Source organism: Nocardioides sp. NPDC127514, assembly GCF_040302125.1.
Taxonomy (GTDB): domain Bacteria; phylum Actinomycetota; class Actinomycetes; order Propionibacteriales; family Nocardioidaceae; genus Nocardioides.
This window is the reverse complement of record NZ_JBEORF010000038.1, coordinates 22,846-43,591: the sequence shown is the minus strand read 5'-3', so window position 1 is coordinate 43,591 and position 20,746 is coordinate 22,846. Positions and strand designations below refer to the sequence as shown.

Here is a 20,746-nt window from a genome sequence, read left to right as displayed (position 1 = left end):
CCCCACCTGCCAACCACCCACGCCCAAAAGTTCGGCTACATCCCTTCCACCATGCGCAGCGGCGGGACCAGGCCTCCTTCGGCCAGCACGTCGAGCGCCCGGCGCTCGTCGTCCTCGATGGTCAGCTCCGGCGGTGGCCCCAGAAGCACGGTGACCACGCAGTCGTGGCACGCCAAACCGCGCACGAGGCAGGTGTCACAGTCGATTCTCGTCGTCATGTGAGTGACGGTCTCACCGAGCACCGACATTTTTGCTTTCGTCCGGTTGCGTCCGGCGTGTCATCACCATCGCAGCACGGTATTCCAGGCGGCGATCGCGGACCGGGTCCCTACACTTGGCACATGGAGGTCTCCGCGTACGCGACGCTCCCCGACACGGTCCGGGGGCGCATCGTCGCGCTCACGGCCGGGGTGCTTCCCGACGTGGTGCGCCTGCCGCCCGCGCTCAAGCGGATCGCCGACTTCGCGCCCGCCCGGCGGGCCAAGGCCGGCGGCGCGATGATCGCCTCGGTGCTCGAGAGCGACGACGAGGTCCGGGAGAAGGTCGGCAGCCAGCTGCGGCCGGCGTACGTCTCCGAGGGCTCCGCCGACCACGTGGTCCTCCCCGACGATCCGGCCGAGGCGGCCGCGGTCGTCTGGCTCATCCGCCCCGACGGCTGGGAGGTCTCGCTCAAGGAGGCCCTGGACCGGCTGGAGGCCGCCGCGGTTCCGGTGGTCGACGCCGAGGTGGCCCGGCTGCGCGGCAAGCTCGCCGCGGCCGAGGACGAGCTCCGCGAGGTGCGTGCCGACCGCAAGGCCCGCCTCGACGACCTCAAGGCCGACAACACCGCCCTGCGACGCAAGCTCGGCGAGGCCCGGGCTGCCGCGCGCGAGGCGGGCACCGGCCTGGACGAGGCCCTGACCGAGGCCCGCACGGCGCTCGCCCGCGCCGAGGACGAGCTCGCCGCACGGGACCGCCAGCTGCGGCAGCTCCGCAGCCAGATCGACAAGCTGGAACGCGAGGCCGCGGCCGAGCGGCGTACGTCCAAGACGGACCGCGAGGACGCCTCGCTGCGCGCCCGGTTCCTGCTCGACACGCTGCTCGACGCGGCCGGGGGTCTGCGTCGCGAGCTGGCGCTGCCGCCGGTCACCGGCACCCCGGGCGAGCGGGTGGAGGCCGAGCTGGCCTCCGCTGACGCCGCCGCCGGTGCCGGGGTCACCAGCAGCGCCCACCTCGAGCAGTTCCTGGCGATGCCGCGGGTCCGGCTGATCGTCGACGGCTACAACGTCTCCAAGGCGCTGTGGCCCGACTCGGCGCTCGACGCCCAGCGGCTGCGGCTGCTGCGGGCGATCGCGCCGATCGCCGCTCGCACCGGCGCCGAGACGACCGTCGTCTTCGACGCCCACTCCGCATCCGTACGTCCCACCGCGGTGCCTCCTCGCGGCGTCAAGGTCCTCTTCTCCCCCGAGGGCGTCATCGCCGACGACGTCATCCGCGACCTCGTCGACGCCGAGCCCGCCGGCCGCGTCATCCTGGTCGCCACCGACGACGCCGAGGTCGTCAAGGACGTACGCCGCGCCGGCGCCCGCACCGTCCCGCTCTCCTCGCTCTCGCCCCTGCTCGGTTGATCCAGCAGGCTTCCTGCGCCACACCGGCCTGATTCGATAGGTTCTCCCGACGTTCGAATCATCGGGAGTGGGAGACCAGCGCGTGCGGCACACCCTCAGCGCGATCGCCAGGATGATCCTGTGCGCCGCGGGATTCGTGATGTCCATCTACGGCAGCGTCCAGCTCAATGCCCTCAAGTCGCCGGGATTCCGCGAGCTGCTGCACGAGTCGAGCTTCTGGGTCGCGGCCGTCGGCGGCCTGATGACCGCGATCGCGTTCGAGGCGATGCGACGAGCGCAGGTCCCCGCCGCTCCCGCTCCGCAGCCCACCGAGCCCGTCACGCCGGTCACGCCCGTCACACCCGTGACCGCCGATGAGCCCGCGAAGGACGAGAGGGACGAGCGACCCGCCGATCAGGCCGACAAGCTGAGCCTCGTCGAGGTCGTCGGTCTCGCCGCGGGCGGCGTGATCGGATCCGGCTGGCTCCTGGCCGTTCCCACCCTTCACGAGAGCCTGGGCGAGGCCGCGCTCCTCGGCTGGGCCGCCGGCGGCCTGCTCATGCTCACCATCGCGGTCGTGATGGTCGAGTTCGGGCTCATCTCCCAGCGCACCGGCGGGCTGCTGTTCCATCCGCACGACGCCTTCGGGCCGCTGGTGGTGATCATTCTCGCGGCGTCGCTGTGGATCTCGTACGCCATCAACCCGGCCGCCCAGGCGGCCGCGGCGGTCAACGGGCTGGCCGAGATCGTCCCCGCCCTGGCCGGCGACGGCGGGCTCACCGGGATCGGGTCGACCCTGGCGGTGCTGGTGACCGCCGCGATCATCGCCTTCGTCCTGCTGCCCCGACGGCTCGTCCTGCGTACGAACGCGGCCCTGACGCTGCTCAAGATCGCCATCCCGGTGATCTTCGTGGTGTTCCTGGCGCTCGCGGCCCCCGGCCGGCCGACGGCTCCGGGGACCGCGGCCGGGCCTACCACGACCGGCGTGCTCAGCGCGCTGATCACCAGCGGCGTGATCTACGCCTACATCGGCTTCCAGGCTCCTCTGGACGTGACCGGAGAGGTCCGTGGCGGCCGTCGCGAGGTGGCCAGGCGGGTGCGCTGGGCGGTCTACGGCACGGTCGTCGGCTCGTTCCTGCTCTACTCCTCCCTCCAGCTGGTCTACGCCGAGCACATGGCCGGCTCCGGGGCCGAGCACGGCACCTCCTACGCACGCCTGACCGACGCGGCCACGCTGGCCGGGGCGCCGCTCGACTGGCTGGTCGTGCTGGTCCGGATCGCCGCGATCCTGGCCCCGATCGGGTCCGGCATCGTGTTCACCTACGCCCTCAGTCGCGAGGTCTACGCGCTGAGCGCGGAGAGGTACGTCCCCAGCGGCCTGCACGAGCCGCGGGCATCACGCCTCCCCGGCCGCACCGGCGACTCCTTCTGGCTGATCCTGCTCGTCAACCTGGTGCTCGCGCTGGTGGTCCTGGTCGCGGTGGGCGGCGACTGGCAGACCCTGGCCGTGCTCAACACCATCCCGATCCTGATCCTGTACGCGGTCACCTGCGTCGTCCTGGCCGTGCGCTCCGACCTGCTCGGGACGGGTGCCCAGCGGCTGCTCCCGTTCGCGGCGTACGCGGCCTTCGTCGTCATCGCGCTGGTCGTCAACGAGTCCGCGTGGGACCGGGTGTGGAAGGGCGTGGCGGTGATCGGCTGGGGATCGCTCGTCCTGCTCGTGCTCCCCTGGCTCCATCATCTCCGGGTCCCCGGCCTGGGCTGGTACGACGCGAAGAACCACGGCGCGCGCCTGGTCTCTCGCGACCCGGCGAACCGTCCGTTCGTCGTGCTCGCGCTGTACCTGGTCGCGCTGACCCTGCTGAGCGCCGTCCGCCACCGGATCGACGACGACTCCGTGTGGAGCGTGTGGAGCCTGCGCGCCCTGGTGATGATCGTCGCCTCGGGCGCCTTCGTCCTCCTCGTCGGTGCCGGGCGCCGCTACCTCAGGCAGACCCGGCTCACGACGACCCGGCCCTGACCCACTCGGCCTCCTCCTCCTGGCCGGCGGCGACCAAGGCCTCCACGACGGCGTCGACCCGGGCCCGGTCCTGCCACCGCCCCACCGAGCGGCGCAGGACCCCGGCGCGACTCGCCTCCGGATAGCGGTGCAGGCGGAGCCGGGTGGTGATGCCGACGATGTCGGTGGGGGTGACGCTCTGCGCCTGGTCGAGATAGCGGATCAGCAGCCGGTCGGCCGTGCCGGCGAGCTCCTTGCGCCGGAGCTGGTGGGCGGTCTCGGCGATCGTCGGCCCGGCGCCACGGCGGTTGATCGCCTCGTCGGCGAGATGGTGCCACGACGTACGCACCGCGTCGGTGAAGCCGGCCTCCTCGAGAGCGACGAGGCACTCGGCGTACCAGGCGACGTACGTCTCCTCGGTCGGCGCCGGGTAGACGAGCAGATCCTCGGCCAGCCTCCAGCCGACGTCGGCGGCGACGGCCGAGCGGCCCCGCCTCCCGACCCGGGAGGGTACGTGGCCGAGCAGACCCACGATCTCCTCGGCCGGGCGGAGCCTGACCAGGGTCGCGGCCTGCCGGCGAAGGTCCTCCCCCAGCGTCCTGCCGTGCCCGTCGGCCAGATACCCGGCGACACCCTCCACGACGGCGGATCCCATCGGCGCGCGGTCCGCGCCCTCCGGGGTGAGCACCCAGTGGAGAAGCTTCCGGGTGGTCTCGGCGGACGGCTGCGCCCACGACCACCGGTCGAGGAAGTCGCCGAGCCGCTCGATGTGGCCGCTGTGGGCGATCGCACGGACGAGCATCGCCGCCTGGGCCTCGTCGCCCTCCTCCATGAGGGTCTCGCAGATGCGCTTGAGGTTCATCGGCGTCGCGTCACCGGCCATGGCTGCCAGGAGGCTGTCGCGGCCGGGTCCCCGGCTGCCCCGCAACAGCAGCACGACGTGCTCGCGCGCCTCCTCGGCGTTCTCGCTGCCGTCGAGGCGCAGCTTGAACCAGTCCTCGAGCACGCGTCCGCCCGGGCACAGCTCCCAGAACGCCGCGACGAGATCCTGCTGCTGGGCGGGACCCGGCGCCCGGCCGAGGTCACCGATCGCGCCGAGGGTGCGCCAGAGCAGGTCCAGGGCGATCTCACGCAGCCTCGGGCTGGCGTACAGCGCGACGTAGAGCAGGGCCTTGTCGAGGTTCGAGCGACCGCTGGCAGGGGCCGCGAACTGCTTCACCGTGTCGTTGACCAGGTCCGGCGCCCCGAGCAGGTGCAGCGCCCGGAGGAACCGGGCGATGTCGGGGACGGTCCGCTGACGGAGCACGTCGTGGATGACGGCGTGGGCGATGGAGGTGTCGTGCTCGTTCTCGATCGCGAGCCGGGCGGCGTCCTCGGGCGGGCGGTGCAGTGCGGCGGCGGCGATCAGGATCACGGGGTCCGCGGCGGACTCCAGCGAGGTCGCCAGGGCGGCCAGATCGCCGTCCGCGAGCCGGCCGTAGGCGTGCAGCGCCTGGACCGCGATCGCCGGATGGCCCTGCGTACGCAGCTCCGCGAGCCAGGCCACGAACCGGTCGACGCCTTGGGCTGAGACCCTGGCGAAGGCGTTGTCGATCAGCTTCTGGGTGTTGAGGACCTCGTCGGCCTGGGCGCCGTCGAGGACGGTGACGTACTCGACCAGGCCGGCCAGATCGCCGGTCAGCGTGTCGAGCACACGTTCGTTGAACCGCAGCGCCGCGGTCTGTCCGTCCTCGCTCAGCAGCGTCCTGGCCTGCTCGCCGGCCTCGGCCGGCTCGACCTGCAACGAGCCCGAGCGAGCGAACCAGCGCGCCCAGGGACGATCCTCGCTGCCGGACGCCGCCCCCTCGATGCCGCTGTTTCTCCCTACGATCGCCCACACCTCCCCTGTCAGGTGCGCCACACCCTAGTGGCGAAGGACTGTCGGTGGCACTCGCTAATGTGTTCGCATGGGCAGTAGTAGCGCGGTGCGGGAGGCGCGCAAGGAGATGCGTGCTCGGGCCGTCGCCCGCCGCCAGCGTGAGCAGGCCACCGGAGGCTGGGAGGCTCAGCGGGGCTTCGACGAGCTCGGCAGGCCGCTGCGCGACCTGACCTTCTGCGTGGTCGACCTGGAGACCACCGGCAACAGCCCCGACAACGGCGGCATGATCACCGAGATCGGCGCGGTGAAGGTGCGCGGCGGCGAGGTGCTGGGCGAGTTCCAGACCCTCGTCAACCCCCACACCGGCATCCCGCCCTCGATCGCCGTGCTGACCGGGATCACCAACTCCATGGTCGCCTCCTCCCCCACCATCGAGTCGGTGCTCCCGGCGTTCCTCGAGTTCGCGGAGGGCTGTGTGCTGGTCGCGCACAACGCCCCCTTCGACGTGGGCTTCCTCAAGCACTTCGCCGCGAAGCAGGAGCGGCCCTGGCCGCGTTTCGAGGTGCTCGACACGGTGAAGATCGCCCGCCGGGTGGTCACCCGTGACGAGGCGCCCAACCACAAGCTCGGCTCGCTGGCCCGGGTCTTCGGCTCCACCACGACCCCCAACCACCGCGCCCTCTCCGACGCCCGCGCGACGGTCGACGTCCTCCACGGCATGATGGAGCGCCTCGGCAACATCGGCGTGCAGACCCTCGAGGACCTGGCCGTCTTCTCGGCCAAGGTCACCACGGCCCAGCGCAAGAAGCGCCATCTGGCCGAGGACCTGCCGCACGCCCCCGGCGTCTACCTGTTCAAGGACGACAGGGACCGGGTGCTCTACATCGGCACCTCCAAGGACCTCCGCACTCGCGTACGCACCTACTTCACCGCCTCCGAGACCCGCTCCCGGATGGGCGAGATGGTCGGGCTGGCCGCGACCGTGCAGGGCATCGAGTGCGCGACGGCGCTGGAGGCGGGCGTGCGCGAGCTGCGGCTCATCGCCGAGCACAAGCCGCCCTACAACCGCCGCTCGCGACGCCCGGAGAAGATGCATTTCGTCAAGCTCACCCAGGAACCGTGGCCCCGACTGTCGCTGGTCAAGCAGGTGCTCGACGACGACGCCGACTATCTCGGCCCGTTCGGCTCCAAGAAGGTCGCCGAGAAGGCGCTCCAGGCGCTCCACGACACGTTCCCCATCCGGCAGTGCGCCGACCGGCTCCCGCTGCTGCCGCGCAGGACCCCGTGCGTCCTCGCCGAGCTCCACCGCTGCCTGAGCCCGTGCGACCAGAGCGTCCCCTCCGAGACCTACGCGGCCCTGGTGTCCCGGGTCCGCGAGTCGCTCCTCCACCGGCCCGACGAGGTGGTCGAGACGGTCACCGAGCGGCTCACCGGCCTGGCCGAGCAGGAGCGGTTCGAGGAGGCGGCCGTCCACCGCGACCGACTGACCTCCTACTTGCGCGCAGCGGCGCGCACCCAACGACTCACCGGCCTGACCCGGCTGCCCGACCTCACCGCGATCCGGCGTGAGGACGACGGCCGCTGGGCGGTGCACGTCGTCCGCCACGGTCGCCTCGCCGGGGCCGGGGTGATCCCGCGTGAGGCCAACGCCCACACCTACGTCGCCGACCTCCAGCTCAGCGCCGAGACGGTCCTGCCCGCCCCCGGCCCGGTGCCCGCCGCGAGCGCCGAGGAGACCGAGCTGGTTCTGCGCTGGCTGGAGTCCCCAGGCGTACGCCTCGCCCACGTCGAGGGCGAGTGGACCTGTCCGACCGGCGGTGCGGGCCGGCGGGCAGCGGCGCTCTAGGAGGATCGGCTAACGTGACCTGCGTGATCACAGCGATCGTCTTCATCAATGCCGAGGTCTCCCAGATCCCCGAGGTGGCCGAGGCCGTGGCCGCCATCGACGGCGTCAGCGAGGTCTACTCCGTCACCGGCCAGATCGATCTGATCGCCCTGGTCCGCGTCCGTGCCCACGAGGACGTGGCCAACGTCGTCGCCGACAAGGTCAACAAGGTCCCCGGCGTGCTCGAGACCGAGACCCACATCGCCTTCCGCACCTACTCCCAGGTCGACCTCGAAGCCGCGTTCTCCATCGGCCTGGACTAGCGGGCGCAGCCCGTCCGTGGAGCCGAGTCGGCGCATCTGCACGCTTGGAGCGAAGCGAAGCGAGCGATGCGTGCGGATGCGCCGACTCGGCGCGTAATCCGCTACAGCACGAGGAAAAACCCTCAACGCGATGTAGCAGCAACCCAGCGGTCGAGCACACCCTGAGCTGCCCCGGAGTCGATCGCGTCGGCAGCGCGGGCGATGCCCCCGGCGAGCCGCTCGTCGACGCTGCCGGACCCGGCGTCGTGGACGGCGAGAGCAGCACCGGCGTTGAGCACGACGGCGTCGCGTACGGCGCCCTTCTCCCCGGCGAGCAGACGGCGGACGACGGCGGCGTTGTAGGCGGCGTCGTCGCCGCGCAGGTCCTCGGCGGTGGCGCGGCCGATGCCATGGTCGAGCGGCTCGACGGTCGCCTCGGTCACGACCCCCTGCGAGACCATCCACACGTGCGAGGTCGTGGTGGTGGTGAGCTCGTCGAGGCCGTCGTCGCCGCGGAAGACCCAGGCGTCGACGCCACGGCGGGCGAAGACGCCGGCCATGACCGGCGCGGCGGAGGCGTCGGCACAGCCGATCGCGGAGGACGCGGGTCGGGCCGGGTTGGTGAGCGGACCGAGCAGGTTGAAGACGGTGGCGATGCCGATCTCGCGCCGCGCGGCGGCGGCGTGGCGCATCGCGGGGTGGAAGGCCGCGGCGAACAGGAAGGTGATCCCGGCCTCCTCGGCCACCTCGCCGACCCGGGAGACATCGAGGTCGAGCCGGATGCCGAGGGCCTCGAGCACGTCGGCCGATCCCGACTTGGAGGAGGCGGAGCGGTTGCCGTGCTTGACGATCTTGGCCCCGGCACCGGCCGCGACGATCGCTGACATCGTGGAGATGTTGACCGAGAAGGACCGGTCACCACCGGTGCCGACGATGTCGAGCACGCGCCCGGGAACGAAGATCGGGTTGGCCTTGGCCAGCATCCCGTCGGCGACCCCGGCGAGCTCGTCGACGGTCTCACCCTTGGCACGCAGGGCCACCGCGAAGGCGGCGATCTGCGAGGGCGTCGCCTCTCCCGAGAGGATCTCCCCCATCGCCCACGCCGCCTGGTGCGCGGACAGGGACTGTCCCGCGACCAGCGTGGTGAGGACCTCGGGCCAGGAGTTGGGCGCGGACGTCATGCGCCAACGTTAACGGGCCGCAACAGTCCCACGACCGTCCGGGCCAGCTCGAACGGGTCGAGCGGGTGCGGCACGGTGGCTTCCGCACGCGACCAGGTGCCGAGCCACGCGTCCTGAGGACGACCGATGAGGACCACGATCGGCGGAGCGTCCTTCACCTCGTCCTTGACCGCCTTCGCGATGCCCAGTCCGCCGGCCGGAGCGGTCTCACCGTCGAGCACGGCCAGGGCCAGGCCACCGGCATCGAACTGCGCACGCACGGCCGGCTCGGTGGCCACCTCGACGTACTCCACCTCCGGCAGAGACGGGTGCGGGCGGCGCCCCAGAGCGAGGATCACCTGCTTGCGTACGTCGACGTCGTCGCTGTAGACGAGGATCTTCAGTGATTTCGAGGTGGTGTCGGTCACACCCTGATGCTAGCGCCAACACCATGCCCCGCGGCCACATGTCACACACCGAACCTGAGCGGTGTCTAAGGGTGTAGCAGCACCCTGAAACACGACACACAGGGTCCCAAGAAGACTCTGGAAAGGGGGCAGGACATAATGGCGGGCGTGGCGACAGTATCGACTCTTCCAACAGCCCGCCTGCACGGGCATCACGACCGTCCGAGCATGGTCAGCGTGGGGACGATCATCTGGCTCGCAAGCGAGCTGATGTTCTTCGCGGCGCTGTTCGCGGCCTACTTCACGATCCGCGCGGTCAGCCCCGAGGTGTGGGAAGCCAACACCTCCGGGCTCAACATCCCGTTCGCGGCGGTCAACACGACCATCCTCGTGCTGTCGTCGTTCACCTGCCAGTTCGGCGTCTTCGCCGCCGAGCGTGGCCAGGTCGGACGTAAGGGCTCCCTGCTCGCGGTCCGCCTGTGGGGCCTGCGTGAGTGGTTCATCCTCACCTACCTCATGGGCGCGGTCTTCATCGCCGGTCAGGCGACCGAGTACGCAGCCCTGGTGCAGGAGGGCATCGCCCTCAACCGCGGCATCACCGGTCCCGACGACCCCTACGGCTCGGTCTTCTACCTGACGACGGGCTTCCACGGGCTCCACGTCACCGGCGGCCTGATCGCCTTCCTGTTCGTGCTCGGCCGGACGTACGTCGCCAAGCGCTTCACCCACGAGCAGGCCGTCTCCGCGATCGTCGTGTCCTACTACTGGCACTTCGTCGACGTGGTGTGGATCGGCCTGTTCGCGACCATCTACCTCCTCAAGTGACCAAGGACTGAATGTGCGTCTACTGAACCGCTCCGTCGGTCGACTGTCGCGGCACCGTCGCCGCCCGTTGGCCGGTGCCGCCGTGCTCCTGGTCGCCCTGTTGAGCACCGGCGGCGCGTACGCCGCGCTCGCCCCGGCCTCCCAGGCCGAGCAGGAGAAGGACAACGCTGCTCTCGTCGCCGAGGGCAAAGAGCTCTTCATGATCAACTGCTCCACCTGCCACGGCTCCAACGGTGAGGGCATCACCACCCAGAACGGGAAGCTCTACGGCCCCTCCCTGATCGGTGTGGGTGCCGCCTCCGTCGACTTCCAGGTCGGCACCGGCCGGATGCCGATGGCCCAGCCCGGCGCCCAGGTCGAGGTCAAGGACCCCAGCTTCAACCAGGACGAGATCGACGCCTTGGCCGCGTACGTCGCCAGCCTCGGCCCCGGCCCGGCCGTCCCGGACCGGGAGCAGTACGACCCGGACACCTTCGCCTCCGAGGAGGAGCGTGAGGCGGCGGTCGCCCTCGGTGGCCAGATCTTCCTGACCAACTGCACCGCCTGCCACAACTTCACTGGCGCCGGCGGCGCGATGCCGCGCGGCGGCGAGGCTCCGAGCATCCTCAACACCGACCCGAAGCACATCTACCAGGCGATGCTGACCGGTCCGCAGTCCATGGACACCTTCTCCGACGGCAACATCAGCCCGGAGGAGAAGAAGGCTGTCATCGCCTACGTCGAGTCGATGAAGGAACAGCCCGACTACGGCGGCTTCAACAACGGTTCGCTCGGTCCGGTGACCGAGGGCATCGTCGCGTGGGTCGTCGGGCTCGGCGTCCTGGTGGCGTTCGCCGTCTGGATCGCCGCGCACACCACGCGCACCAACCAGACCAAGAAGGGATCTGCCAAGTGAGCAGCGACCTCAGCGAGATCGAGAAGCACGACGACTCGCACCCCGAGCTCAACGCGCACACCGACGCGTTGCTGCCCGACCCGGGCATGCACGAGCATCACTGGCGTCCCACCGACGTCGACCCCAAGGCGGAGAAGCGCGCCGAGCGCCAGGTGAGCGCCTTCTTCGGTCTCTCCGCGATCTGCTCGGTGCTGTTCGTCGTCGCGTACTTCACCATCGAGCCCGGCTACGACGGTGACGTCTGGGCCGGCTTCGGCGCCTCCAACCTGGCGCTGGGATCGAGCCTCGGCTTCGCCCTCCTCTTCCTCGGCATCGGCGTCATCCAGTGGGCCCGCAAGCTCGTCGTCGACATCGAGCACACCGAGGACCGTCACCCGGCCGCCTCCTCCCCCGCCACCCGCGAGGCAGCCGTCGCCGAGCTCAAGGCCGCGCTCCACGAGTCCGGCATGGCTCGCCGCCCCTTCATCCGCAACGCGATGATCGGCTCGGCCGCCCTCCTCGGCCTGCCCGCGGTCGTCATCCTCAGGGACCTGGGCCAGACCAACGCCCAGATCACCGAGGAGCAGCCCTACCCGGGCGCCGGCCTCGAGCACACCGTCTGGGATGCCGGCGTGCGGGTCGTACGCGACGTGGTCGGCACCCCGATCCGCCCGGGCGACCTGGAGATCGGTGACCTGGTCAACGCCGAGCCGGCGACGATCTTCGACGGCAGCCTGCACGGCGCGCCGCTGCAGATCGCCAAGTCGAAGGCGGCCACCATCCTGCTGCGGATGGACCCCAACGACATCGACAACGACGTGACCCGCAACTGGTCGGTCAACGGCATCGTGGCCTACTCCAAGATCTGCACCCACGTCGGTTGCCCGATCTCGCTGAACGAGCGCACCACGCACCACCTGCTGTGCCCGTGCCACCAGTCGACCTTCGACCTCGCCGACCACGGCAAGGTCATCTTCGGCCCGGCCGGACGCCACCTCCCGCAGCTGCCCCTGGGCGTCGACGCGGACGGCTTCCTGGTTGCCCTCTCGGACTACCCTGAGCCTGTGGGCGTCAGCTACTGGGAGCGCAACACCTACGACATCGACGAGATCTTCGACGACTGGTCCAAGGACCACGCCGCCGATGCTGAGCAGTACGGCTACAAGGAGGGCGGCCAGTGAGCACCGACACGTCCAAGGTTGCCGCCAGCAACGGCACCGAAGCCGCTGCCCCGGCGGGCAAGCCGACCAAGGCAGGCGCGGCCGCGAACTGGGCCGACGAGCGTCTCGGCATCGGCGGACTGAGCAAGTTCCTCTCCCGCAAGATCTTCCCCGACCACTGGTCGTTCATGCTGGGTGAGATCGCGCTGTGGAGCTTCGTGGTCCTGCTCGTCACCGGCACCTTCCTGACCCTGTGGTTCAAGCCCTCGATGGCCGAGATCACCTACCAGGGCTCCTACGCGCCGCTGCGCGGCATCGACATGTCCGAGGCGATGGCCTCGACGCTGGACATCTCCTTCGACGTACGCGGCGGCCTGCTGCTGCGCCAGGTCCACCACTGGGCGGCGATGCTGTTCATCGCCTCGATGATGATCCACATGATGCGCGTCTTCTTCACCGGCGCGCACCGCAAGCCGCGTGAGATCAACTGGGTCATCGGCGCCACGCTGCTGCTCCTCGGCACGCTCGAGGGCTTCACCGGCTACTCGCTCCCCGACGACCTGCTCTCCGGCACCGGCATCCGGGCCGCGGACGGGTTCATGATGGCGATCCCCATCGTGGGGACGTACATCTCGTTCTTCCTGTTCGGAGGCGAGTTCCCAGGCGACGACATCATTCCACGCCTGTTCACGATCCACGTGCTGCTGATCCCAGCGCTGCTGCTGGCGCTGATCGGTGCCCACCTGATCCTGCTGATCTACCACAAGCACACCCAGTGGCCTGGACCCGGACGCACCGAGAAGAACGTCGTCGGCTACCCGATGGTGCCGAACTACATCTCCAAGATGACCGGCTTCTTCTTCATCACCTTCGGTGTGACCGCCCTGCTCGGCGCCTTCTTCTCGCTCAACCCGGTGTGGAAGTTCGGGCCCTACGACCCGACCAAGGTCACCGCCGGCTCGCAGCCTGACTGGTACATGGGCTGGCCCGACGGCGCGCTGCGCATCATGCCGGGCTGGGAGTCGCACTTCTGGGGCTCGACCTGGTCGTGGAACATCTTCTTCCCGGTCATCGTGCTGCCGATGGCGGCCTGGATGGTCGTGCTGATGCTCCCGTTCATCGAGGCCTGGATCACCGGCGACAAGCGCGAGCACCACCTGCTCCAGCGCCCGCGCAACGCTCCGACCCGCACCGCCACGTTCGTCGCGCTGATGACGTTCTACGCGGGCTTCTGGGCCGCCGGCGGCAACGACATCATCGCGATCAAGTTCGACCTCTCGATCAACCAGATCACCTACTTCCTGCGGGCGTTCGTGTTCCTGGGTCCGATCGCGGCGTTCATCATCACGCGTCGTTGGTGCATCTCGCTGCAGCGTCACGACAACGAGAAGCTGCTGCACGGCTACGAGACCGGCACGGTCATCCGTACGCCGGAGGGCGCCTACCACGAGAAGCACCTCCCGCTTCCCGAGGACGAGGCCTTCGCCATGACCGTCCGCGACCGCGGCCGGGCCGGCGAGGAGCCGGAGCTGAAGAAGAACGGCAAGCTGTCGCTCCGCGCGAAGCTCCGGGCCTTCTACTACGACCACGACGTGGACAAGCCGACCCCCGAGGAGCTCAGCGAGGCACACCACCACGCCGAGCACGTGGCCCACGAGCTGGCCACCCACGAGGGTCACCAGGTCGACGGTCACGACTTCGACGATCACCGCCACTCGGCGATCGAGGAGCCCCTCAGCCGCTGAGGTTGAAGCCGTACGCCACGTGGCGCCGTTCCCTGCGGGGGACGGCGCCACGTGCGTTTCTGGGCGCTCCAGCGGCCGAAACCCGGTTGCCCGCGGCCGGACGCGGATTCTAGGGTCCAGCACATGACCGGCCTCCAGGCTCGACTCCGAGCCGACCTCCTCACCGCCCGCAAGGCGCGCGACACTACGGCCACGGCCGTGCTCCGCTCGACGCTCTCCGCCATCGCCAACGCCGAGGCCCTCCCGGTGGCGGAAGGGGCGCTCGTGAGCGACGGACCGATCGCCGGCGCCGCGAGCGGCGTGGGTGCCACCGAGGCCGCGAGACGCGACCTGACCGATGACGACGTCCGAGGCATCATCTCCGCGGAGCAGACCGAGCGGCTGAGCGCCGCGACGGACCTGGAGTCCCACGGCGCGGGCGAGAAGGCGGAGCAGCTCCGCGCCGAAGCAGACCTTCTCGCGGCCTACCTCTGAAACATGCCGAGTCGGCGCGTTCTAACGCGCCGACTCGGCCTTGTTGGGGTGGTCAGCCCTGCGGGTCGAGCTCGCCGCCGACGACCTCGAGCACCCGGGCGCGTACGTTGGCCGCCGCCTCGGGGTCGCGGGCTGCCACGGCGGCGACGAGTGCGTTGCCGAGGATGAGCTGCGGGATCCGGATGATCGAGTCGAGCTCCTGGCGGAACCCGGCGCGACCGCCCTGCGGGGTGACCAGCTCGACCTCGGCGAGCTTGGTCAGCTGGGTGCCGGTGAAGGAGGTCAGCGCGATGACGGCCGCTCCCCCGGCGACGGCCGCCTGGGCGACCTGGATGGTGGGCGCGGTGGCGCCGGTGCCGCTGACGACGACGCAGACGTCGCCCGGCTGGAGCAGACGGGCCCGGATGAGCTGGTCGAGGTGGTCGCTGGGCGCGACGGTGCTCAGCCCCTGGGAGCCCAGTCTCATCGCGATGTCCTGGGCGACCGGCGAGGAGACGCCCGTGCCGGCGACCAGAATCGAGCGGGCCTCGGCGAGGAGCTCCACGGCCCGGGTGACCTGCTCCTCGGAGAGGAGCCCGACCATGTCGGAGGCGGAGTCGGCGATGTCGGCGAAGAAGGAGCGCACCACCGTCAGCGGGCTGCCTCCCTCGGTCGTCTCGGTCTTGGCCGTGCCCAGGTCGCGCGCCAGCAGCACCTTGAGGTGCGGGAAACCGCGGAACCCGAGTCTCTGCGCGGCTCTGACCACGGTCGCGGTCGAGACGGAAGCCTCGGCGGCGATCTCGGCGGTGGTCGCCTCGATGGCCCACTCCGAACGGGTCAGCACGACCTCGGCGACCGCGCGCTCGGAAGGGTTGAGCCGCGGCATCGCGGCCCTGATGGCTGGAAGAACCGGCGCGCTGGTCATGCCGCCACCACAGTGGCTTCGGCGCCGTGCAGGATCCGGTGACGCAGCGCTGCTGACAGCTGGTCTACCAGGATCGTCACGATGATGATCACAGCTAGCATGATTCCACCCCACTCCCACTCACGGCCCCGAAGGACACGGTTTAGTAACGCACCAATTCCACCGGCGCTCACCACGCCGAGGATCGCGCTTGCCCTGATGTTCACCTCGAAGCGGTAGAGCCAGAAGGCCACGGTCTCCGGCATCATCTGCGGGATGACGGCCGTGCGGATCCGCTGCCACCACGTCGCACCGGCCGCCGTGACGGCCTCGACGGGACGTGGGTCGACCGCCTCGATGTTCTCCAGCGTCAGCTTGCCGAGCGAGCCGATCGAGTGGATGCCGATCGCCATCGCTCCGGCCATCGGGTTGAGCCCGAAGAGCGGCAGCATCACGATCACCGCGAGCAGGATCTCCGGCACCGCGCGGATGGCGTTGAAGAAGAGCCGCACCGGGAGGCGTACGGCCAGCGGCGCGGTGGTGGAGGCGGCCAGGAACGCCAGCGGGAACGAGAACAGCGCGCCCACGCAGGTGCCGATCCAGGCGAGCGCCACCGACTCCCCCATCAGCTTCAGCGCCTGCAGCCACCAGTCCCCGTAGGTGAGCTCCGGGTCGGCCTGGCCCTCGGGATGCGCCCCCGGCCAGGTGAGCACGCCGTCGAGCATCTGCCCGGCGTACTGCAGGATCTCCCCGGGGAACTGCGGCAGCCGCTCCCACTTGGCATCGTCCAGCGACCATCCGGCCACCAGCACGATGCCGATCAGGGCCATGCCGGCCACGGTGTAGGGCCACTTCGGCGGCGGCTTCGGGCGCGTGATCGCGGGCGCCGAGCTCATACCAGCCTCCGGCGCAGGAACTGGGAGAGCAGGTCGATCCCGACGACGACCGCGAAGATGACGATCACGACCGCCGCGAGCTGCGGGTAGTCGCCTCGGGTGAAGTAGAGGATGATCAGCTGCCCGATCCCGCCGGCCCCGACCGCGCCCAGCACCACGGAGGCGCGGATGTTGAGCTCGAAGACATAGAGGACGTACGAGGCGTAGTTGGGCAGCACGGCGGGCACGATCGCGACGCGGGCGCGCTGCCAGCGGGTCGCCCCGGCGGCATCGAGCGCCTCCAGGGGGCCGGGATCGACGGCGTCGATGCTCTCCGAGGTCAGCTTGGCGACGATGCCGATGTTGAAGATGGTCAACGCCAGGATCCCCGGGAGCGGACCGGTGACGACGGCGACGAAGACCAGCGCGTAGGCCATGTCGGGCAGCGACCGGATCACCGACATCACCGGCTTCGTGACCCGGTAGACCGCGGGCGGCGCGCTCACCTTGGAGCCCAGCAGAGCCACCCCGAGGGCGATCAGGGAGCCCACGAAGGTCGCGATGACCGCGATGGCCACGGTCTCCATCAGCGCGGTCCACAGCCGCGAGGACGGGTCGGTGATCTCCGCCCACTCGGGGTGCACGACCTCCTCGAGGATCATCGTCAGCATCGGCCACTGCTCGACGACCGGCGTGAGCGAGAAGTCGATCGCCCAACCCGCCACCACGGTCACGGCGACCGCGCCCAGGATGCCCCCGATGAGGAGCGGGCTCGGCGGCGGCTGCGGCGGGCGTTCCTGCTTCGGTGAGCCGCCCGGGCGCTCGAGGGTCGCCTGGCTCATGTCAGGACGTCCTCGGCGGTCAGCGAGCGGCCGTAGATCCTCTCGAAGACAGCGTCGTCGGCCTCGGCCGCGGGACCGTCGAAGACCACCTCACCTGCGCGCATGCCGATGATCCGATCGGCGTAGCGCCGGGCGAGATCGAGGAAGTGCAGGTTGACCACAGTGGTGATACCGAGATCGCGGTTGATCCGTTGCAGGTCGCGCATGACCAGGTTGGCCGTCGGCGGGTCCAGGGAGGCGACCGGCTCGTCGGCGAGCACCACCGACGGCTGCTGCGCGAGCGCGCGAGCGATCGCGACCCGCTGCTGCTGCCCGCCGGAGAGCTGGGAGGCGCGTACCCACGCCTTCTCGACGATCCCGACGCGCTCCAGCGCCTCGAAGGCGATCTCCTTGTCGGCCTTGGTGTGCAGCCCGAGGGCCGACCGCGCCCACGACTGGGCGTGCAGCCGCCCGGTGAGCACGTTGCCCATCACCGAGCGGCGGGTCACCAGGTTGAACCCCTGGAAGATCATCCCGATCTCGGCACGCAGCCGGCGCAGCCGGCGCCCGCGCGCAGTGGCCACCTCGGTCCCGCCCACCGACAGCGATCCCGAGGTGACCGGCACCAGGCCGTTGATCGTACGGACGAGCGTCGACTTGCCGGCCCCGGAGAGCCCGACGACCACGACGAACTCCCCCGCCGGGATGGTCAGGGAGACCTTGTCCAGGCCGCGGGTGCCGTTCGGGTAGACCACCGAGACGTCGTCGAAGACGATGCTCATTCGCCGAAGTTCTCCTCCACGGACTTCGCCTTCTTCAGCGCGGCCGTGTCGACCTTCTCCAGACCCTCGATCTCGTAGACCGCCTCCAGCGTCTTGAGCCCCTTGGGGTCCTTCGCCATCGCGGTGAAGGCGTCGGTCACCTTCGTACGCAGCTCCTTGGAGAGGCCAGCGGCGACGACGATGCCGTCGTTGGGGATCTCGGTGGAGTAGGCGAAGACCACGACCTCGGAAGCCACCTTCGGCTCGTCGGCAGCGACCTCCTCGCGGGCGTCGTCGAAGCTCACCCCGATCGGGTAGTCACCGCGCGCGACGGCCAGGACCGCAGCGTCGTGGTCGCCGGCGAACTGCGCGTCGAGGTCGACCAGGGCGTCGCCGCCGGTGACCTGACCCCACTGGGTGGCCGGGTAGTAGTAGCCAGAGGCGGAGCCCTGGTCGACGAAGGCGATCGAGGTGCCGGGCTTGATCTTGGCGAGCGCCTCCTCACCGGCGGGACCGGTCTTGGCGGCATCGGTGCCGTTGCAGTACTTGAAGCCCTCGACCACCTTGACCTCGTCGGCGCAGTAGGTCTCGGGGTCATTGGTGAACCACTGGGTGTGGTAGGTGCCCGAGCCGAAGCGCACCGACTGCAGCACCGGCACCGCGCCGGCCTGGTCCTCGGCCTGGACCATGCCGATCGGGCCGAGCATCGCGACCTGGGCCTGGTCGGCCTTCATCGCCACGATCGCGGCGGCATAGCTCTCGGTCACCTCGGCGCGTACGGGGATCCCGATCTTGTCGCTGAGGAAGGACTCCAGGCCCTTCGCACTCTCGGTGATCGAGTCGACGTCGCCGGAGGGCACCAGCGACAGCACGATCTCGTCGGGATCCTCCGCGGGCGCGGTGCTCTCCTCACCACCACCGCAGGCGGCGAGCGAGAGGGCGAGCGATGCGGCGGCACCGACCGCCAGCAACCGGTTCCTGGGGGTTCTCAACATTGGACAGACTCCTTGAGGGGGTGAGCTGCTATGAAGGATGACGGGTCACTCGACCAGTCCGAGACTGCGGGGTACAGGTCCACGAACGATCCTGCACGAACATGTGCCGGTCCCTGCCGGCGGTCGAAGGCGTCAACGTATGCAGCAACACAACCACGCTCGACGGCGGGGGCAAGGTCATTGCGCCAGATGTCGCCGACCGACATCAACCACTCGGGTGTGTCGGCGGCACCGACGTGGTCGAGGAAGCCGTCCAGGTGCCCCTTCATCCGGGTCGGTTTGAGCGCGTCGGTGCACACCTCGTCGACCACGTCGCGTACGCCGAGGTGCTCCAGGATCGCGTCGAGGCCGCGGCCGCCGGGTGAGTTGGTCAGGATCACCCGGTGCGCGTCGATCCCGTCGAGCAGGTCGATGAGCCCCTCGGGCGTGCGGATGTCGCCCGGTTGCTCGCTGATCGCCTCCCGGCTCGCGACGTACGCAGCGCTGAGCTGCTCCTCGGAGACCCCGGCCGCCAAGCCCAGGATCTTGACCGCCTCATAGCCGTCCTGAGCGCCCGTCAGCGTCTTCGGGGCGGTCTCGGGCAGTCTGTGCCCAAGGAACGCCGCCGCGGTCTCCAGAAGCGCCTCAGGGGCGTCGGTGAGGTCCGCCACCCGGGTGGCGTAGAGAAGTGCCGGTGTGTCTCCGAGACACACCGTGCCGTCCAGGTCGAGCACCAGCACAGGCCGAGGCAACGAGTCCACCTTCCAAGGCGGCGCGGGCCGTCGGGGTCAGCCCTGCGCAACGCGATTACGTGTTAGGTGGAACGTAGGTAAAGTCGCGATCAGGTTCAAGCATCAACCACACGATGTCGCACGCTAATTACTGCAATGCACAATGTCGACTCAGGCGAGGGCGGACCCCGCCCGGTATTCGTCGTAGGAGGTGTTCCAGTCGCCCCAGCCGTTGCTGAAGGTCATCTGGCGGTTGGTGCCGACGGTCTCGACGACGTCACCGCGGCGGGTCATGTCGTAGAGGAACTTGGCGTTCTCGTCGCTCATCCCGGTGCACCCGTGGGAGACGTTGGCGTTGCCCTGCTGCGCGACCGACCACGGCGCGCCGTGGATGAACTCGCCGGAGAACGTCAGCCGCATGGCCCACTTCACGCCCTCCATGTTGTAGTACTCCCGGTCACCCTGGTTGATCCCGATGGTTTCGGAGTTCATGGTCTTGCGCTTGAACTTCTCGATGATCACCTTCACGCCGCTGCGGGTGATGAACCCTTCCTTGCCGGTCGTGATCGGGATGGTCCGGATCTTCTGCCCGTTCTTGAAGACTTCCATCTGGTGGGTCTGCGCGTTGGCCCGGTAGATGTGCGCGTCACCGGTCTTGAACGTGATCTCGCGGTCCTTCTGGCCGAAGATGCCGCCACCGGCCGGGACCGAGTTGATGTTGAGCTTCACGTTGATCGTGGAGTTGGCCTGCCAGTAGGTGCGCGGGCGGTAGTGCACTTCCTTGTCGCTCACCCAGTACCACGACCCCTCCTGCTTCGGGGTCGACTCGACGATCATCTTCTTCTCGAAGGCGGCCTTGTTCTTCACCGGCAGGTCGTACGTCACGATGATCGGCATCCCGACGCCGACCGTCTCGCCGTCGAGCGGCGCGATCGACGGGTAGGTCTGGCGATCCAGGCCGAGGTCCTCGGTCGAGAACTTGATCTGGCTCGTCTGCTCCAGACCGTCGTCGCCGGTCGCGGTGACCGCGAGGGTGTAGGAGGCGGTCGGCTCGAGCACCTCACCCGCGCTCCAGCTGAGCCCGTCCTCGGTGATCGTGCCCCGTACCTTGGTGCCCTTGGCACCGGTCAGCATGACCTCGTCGAGACGCCCCTTGGCCACATCGACCTTGACGACCTTGTCTACGGCGACGCCGGTGGCGTTGTCCTCGATGTTGGACGTGATCTGCACCGTCGGCTCGGCGGGCTTCTTGGGCTCCTTCGAGGCCGGGTCCGCCCCGCACGCGGCGAGCACCGGCGCGAGGGCTGCCGCTGCGGTGGTCAACAGCACCCGGCGGCGGGCAAACACGGACGGGCGGCGAAACGGTGACTGCGTTGACACGGTGAGACTGCTCCAGACCTGATTCATTTACCCCGACGCCCTGAACCGGGACGTGGGCGCGATAACCCTACCGGGCATCACCAAGAGCTTCCCAAGAAGGTAAGCG

Annotated in this window: 20 protein-coding genes; 9 read left to right on the top strand and 11 right to left on the bottom strand. The window is 69.7% G+C overall.

The annotated features are described in order from the left end of the window. Positions 1 to 35 precede the first annotated feature (35 nt). A complete protein-coding gene (locus tag ABTX24_RS25920; protein WP_091049976.1) occupies positions 36 to 218 on the bottom strand; it encodes a hypothetical protein in 183 nt (60 codons plus the stop codon). A gap of 123 nt (positions 219 to 341) precedes the next feature. Here ABTX24_RS25920 and ABTX24_RS25915 point away from each other — a divergent pair, with 123 nt between their 5' ends. Next, complete coding sequence (locus ABTX24_RS25915; protein WP_350843699.1) at positions 342 to 1,607, top strand: NYN domain-containing protein; 1,266 nt, start codon at positions 342 to 344, stop codon at positions 1,605 to 1,607. 82 nt (positions 1,608 to 1,689) lie between these two features. After that, a complete protein-coding gene (locus ABTX24_RS25910; RefSeq protein WP_350843697.1) occupies positions 1,690 to 3,606 on the top strand; it encodes an APC family permease in 1,917 nt (638 codons plus the stop codon). On the opposite strand, the gene ABTX24_RS25905 is transcribed toward ABTX24_RS25910, so the two are convergent. Next, entirely contained in the window at positions 3,587 to 5,485 is a 1,899-nt protein-coding gene (locus tag ABTX24_RS25905; RefSeq protein WP_350843695.1) for a hypothetical protein, read from the bottom strand. The genes ABTX24_RS25910 and ABTX24_RS25905 overlap by 20 nt on opposite strands. 85 nt (positions 5,486 to 5,570) lie before the next feature. On the opposite strand from ABTX24_RS25905, the gene ABTX24_RS25900 reads away from it, so the two are divergent. Beyond that, the gene (locus tag ABTX24_RS25900; RefSeq protein ID WP_502890935.1) at positions 5,571 to 7,289 is read left to right on the top strand and encodes a DEDD exonuclease domain-containing protein; all 1,719 of its coding nucleotides are present in this window, start codon (positions 5,571 to 5,573) and stop codon (positions 7,287 to 7,289) included. Between the two features lie 23 nt (positions 7,290 to 7,312). Continuing rightward, entirely contained in the window at positions 7,313 to 7,591 is a 279-nt protein-coding gene (locus ABTX24_RS25895) for an Lrp/AsnC family transcriptional regulator (protein WP_141803873.1), read from the top strand. Positions 7,592 to 7,713: 122 nt separating this feature from the next. On the opposite strand, the gene trpD is transcribed toward ABTX24_RS25895, so the two are convergent. After that, positions 7,714 to 8,751 carry an anthranilate phosphoribosyltransferase gene (trpD, locus tag ABTX24_RS25890; RefSeq protein ID WP_350843691.1) on the bottom strand — a complete coding sequence of 346 codons (1,038 nt, stop codon included), beginning with the start codon at positions 8,749 to 8,751 and terminating at the stop codon, positions 7,714 to 7,716. After that, entirely contained in the window at positions 8,748 to 9,158 is a 411-nt protein-coding gene (locus ABTX24_RS25885; protein ID WP_160024381.1) for a hypothetical protein, read from the bottom strand. The genes trpD and ABTX24_RS25885 overlap by 4 nt, the downstream gene beginning before the upstream one ends. Before the next feature lie 138 nt (positions 9,159 to 9,296). Here ABTX24_RS25885 and ctaE point away from each other — a divergent pair, with 138 nt between their 5' ends. The 5 genes from ctaE to ABTX24_RS25860 all read left to right on the top strand — a co-directional run bounded on the left by ctaE (position 9,297) and on the right by ABTX24_RS25860 (position 14,215). Beyond that, positions 9,297 to 9,962, top strand: a complete 666-nt coding sequence (ctaE, locus tag ABTX24_RS25880) for an aa3-type cytochrome oxidase subunit III (protein ID WP_160024382.1) — start codon at positions 9,297 to 9,299, stop codon at positions 9,960 to 9,962. Positions 9,963 to 9,975: 13 nt separating this feature from the next. Next, positions 9,976 to 10,857 (top strand): cytochrome bc1 complex diheme cytochrome c subunit, encoded by an 882-nt coding sequence (qcrC, locus tag ABTX24_RS25875; protein WP_201451064.1) that lies wholly within the window; start codon positions 9,976 to 9,978, stop codon positions 10,855 to 10,857. After that, entirely contained in the window at positions 10,854 to 12,017 is a 1,164-nt protein-coding gene (gene qcrA, locus ABTX24_RS25870; RefSeq protein ID WP_160024383.1) for a cytochrome bc1 complex Rieske iron-sulfur subunit, read from the top strand. The genes qcrC and qcrA overlap by 4 nt, the downstream gene beginning before the upstream one ends. Next, the gene (gene qcrB, locus ABTX24_RS25865; protein ID WP_502890786.1) at positions 12,014 to 13,741 is read left to right on the top strand and encodes a cytochrome bc1 complex cytochrome b subunit; all 1,728 of its coding nucleotides are present in this window, start codon (positions 12,014 to 12,016) and stop codon (positions 13,739 to 13,741) included. Before qcrA ends, qcrB begins: the two co-directional genes overlap by 4 nt. Positions 13,742 to 13,864: 123 nt before the next feature. Next, positions 13,865 to 14,215 (top strand): GatB/YqeY domain-containing protein, encoded by a 351-nt coding sequence (locus ABTX24_RS25860; protein WP_350843689.1) that lies wholly within the window; start codon positions 13,865 to 13,867, stop codon positions 14,213 to 14,215. A gap of 52 nt (positions 14,216 to 14,267) precedes the next feature. Here the strand turns inward: ABTX24_RS25860 and ABTX24_RS25855 are convergent, their stop codons facing one another. The 7 genes from ABTX24_RS25855 to ABTX24_RS25825 form a co-directional block, all read right to left on the bottom strand. Next, positions 14,268 to 15,119 carry a MurR/RpiR family transcriptional regulator gene (locus ABTX24_RS25855; RefSeq protein WP_091049949.1) on the bottom strand — a complete coding sequence of 284 codons (852 nt, stop codon included), beginning with the start codon at positions 15,117 to 15,119 and terminating at the stop codon, positions 14,268 to 14,270. Beyond that, positions 15,116 to 15,994: a phosphonate ABC transporter, permease protein PhnE gene (gene phnE, locus ABTX24_RS25850; protein ID WP_160024387.1), complete on the bottom strand. Its 879-nt coding sequence runs from the start codon at positions 15,992 to 15,994 to the stop codon at positions 15,116 to 15,118. The genes ABTX24_RS25855 and phnE (ABTX24_RS25850) overlap by 4 nt, the downstream gene beginning before the upstream one ends. After that, positions 15,991 to 16,815 (bottom strand): phosphonate ABC transporter, permease protein PhnE, encoded by an 825-nt coding sequence (phnE, locus tag ABTX24_RS25845; protein ID WP_160024388.1) that lies wholly within the window; start codon positions 16,813 to 16,815, stop codon positions 15,991 to 15,993. The genes phnE (ABTX24_RS25850) and phnE (ABTX24_RS25845) overlap by 4 nt, the downstream gene beginning before the upstream one ends. Continuing rightward, the gene (gene phnC / locus ABTX24_RS25840) at positions 16,812 to 17,576 is read right to left on the bottom strand and encodes a phosphonate ABC transporter ATP-binding protein (RefSeq protein WP_160024389.1); all 765 of its coding nucleotides are present in this window, start codon (positions 17,574 to 17,576) and stop codon (positions 16,812 to 16,814) included. Before phnC ends, phnE (ABTX24_RS25845) begins: the two co-directional genes overlap by 4 nt. Beyond that, positions 17,573 to 18,550: a phosphate/phosphite/phosphonate ABC transporter substrate-binding protein gene (phnD, locus tag ABTX24_RS25835; RefSeq protein ID WP_350843686.1), complete on the bottom strand. Its 978-nt coding sequence runs from the start codon at positions 18,548 to 18,550 to the stop codon at positions 17,573 to 17,575. Before phnD ends, phnC begins: the two co-directional genes overlap by 4 nt. Beyond that, entirely contained in the window at positions 18,544 to 19,281 is a 738-nt protein-coding gene (locus ABTX24_RS25830) for an HAD family hydrolase (RefSeq protein WP_350843684.1), read from the bottom strand. The genes phnD and ABTX24_RS25830 overlap by 7 nt, the downstream gene beginning before the upstream one ends. Before the next feature lie 150 nt (positions 19,282 to 19,431). Next, positions 19,432 to 20,640: a L,D-transpeptidase gene (locus tag ABTX24_RS25825; RefSeq protein WP_350718908.1), complete on the bottom strand. Its 1,209-nt coding sequence runs from the start codon at positions 20,638 to 20,640 to the stop codon at positions 19,432 to 19,434. Positions 20,641 to 20,746: the final 106 nt, after the last annotated feature.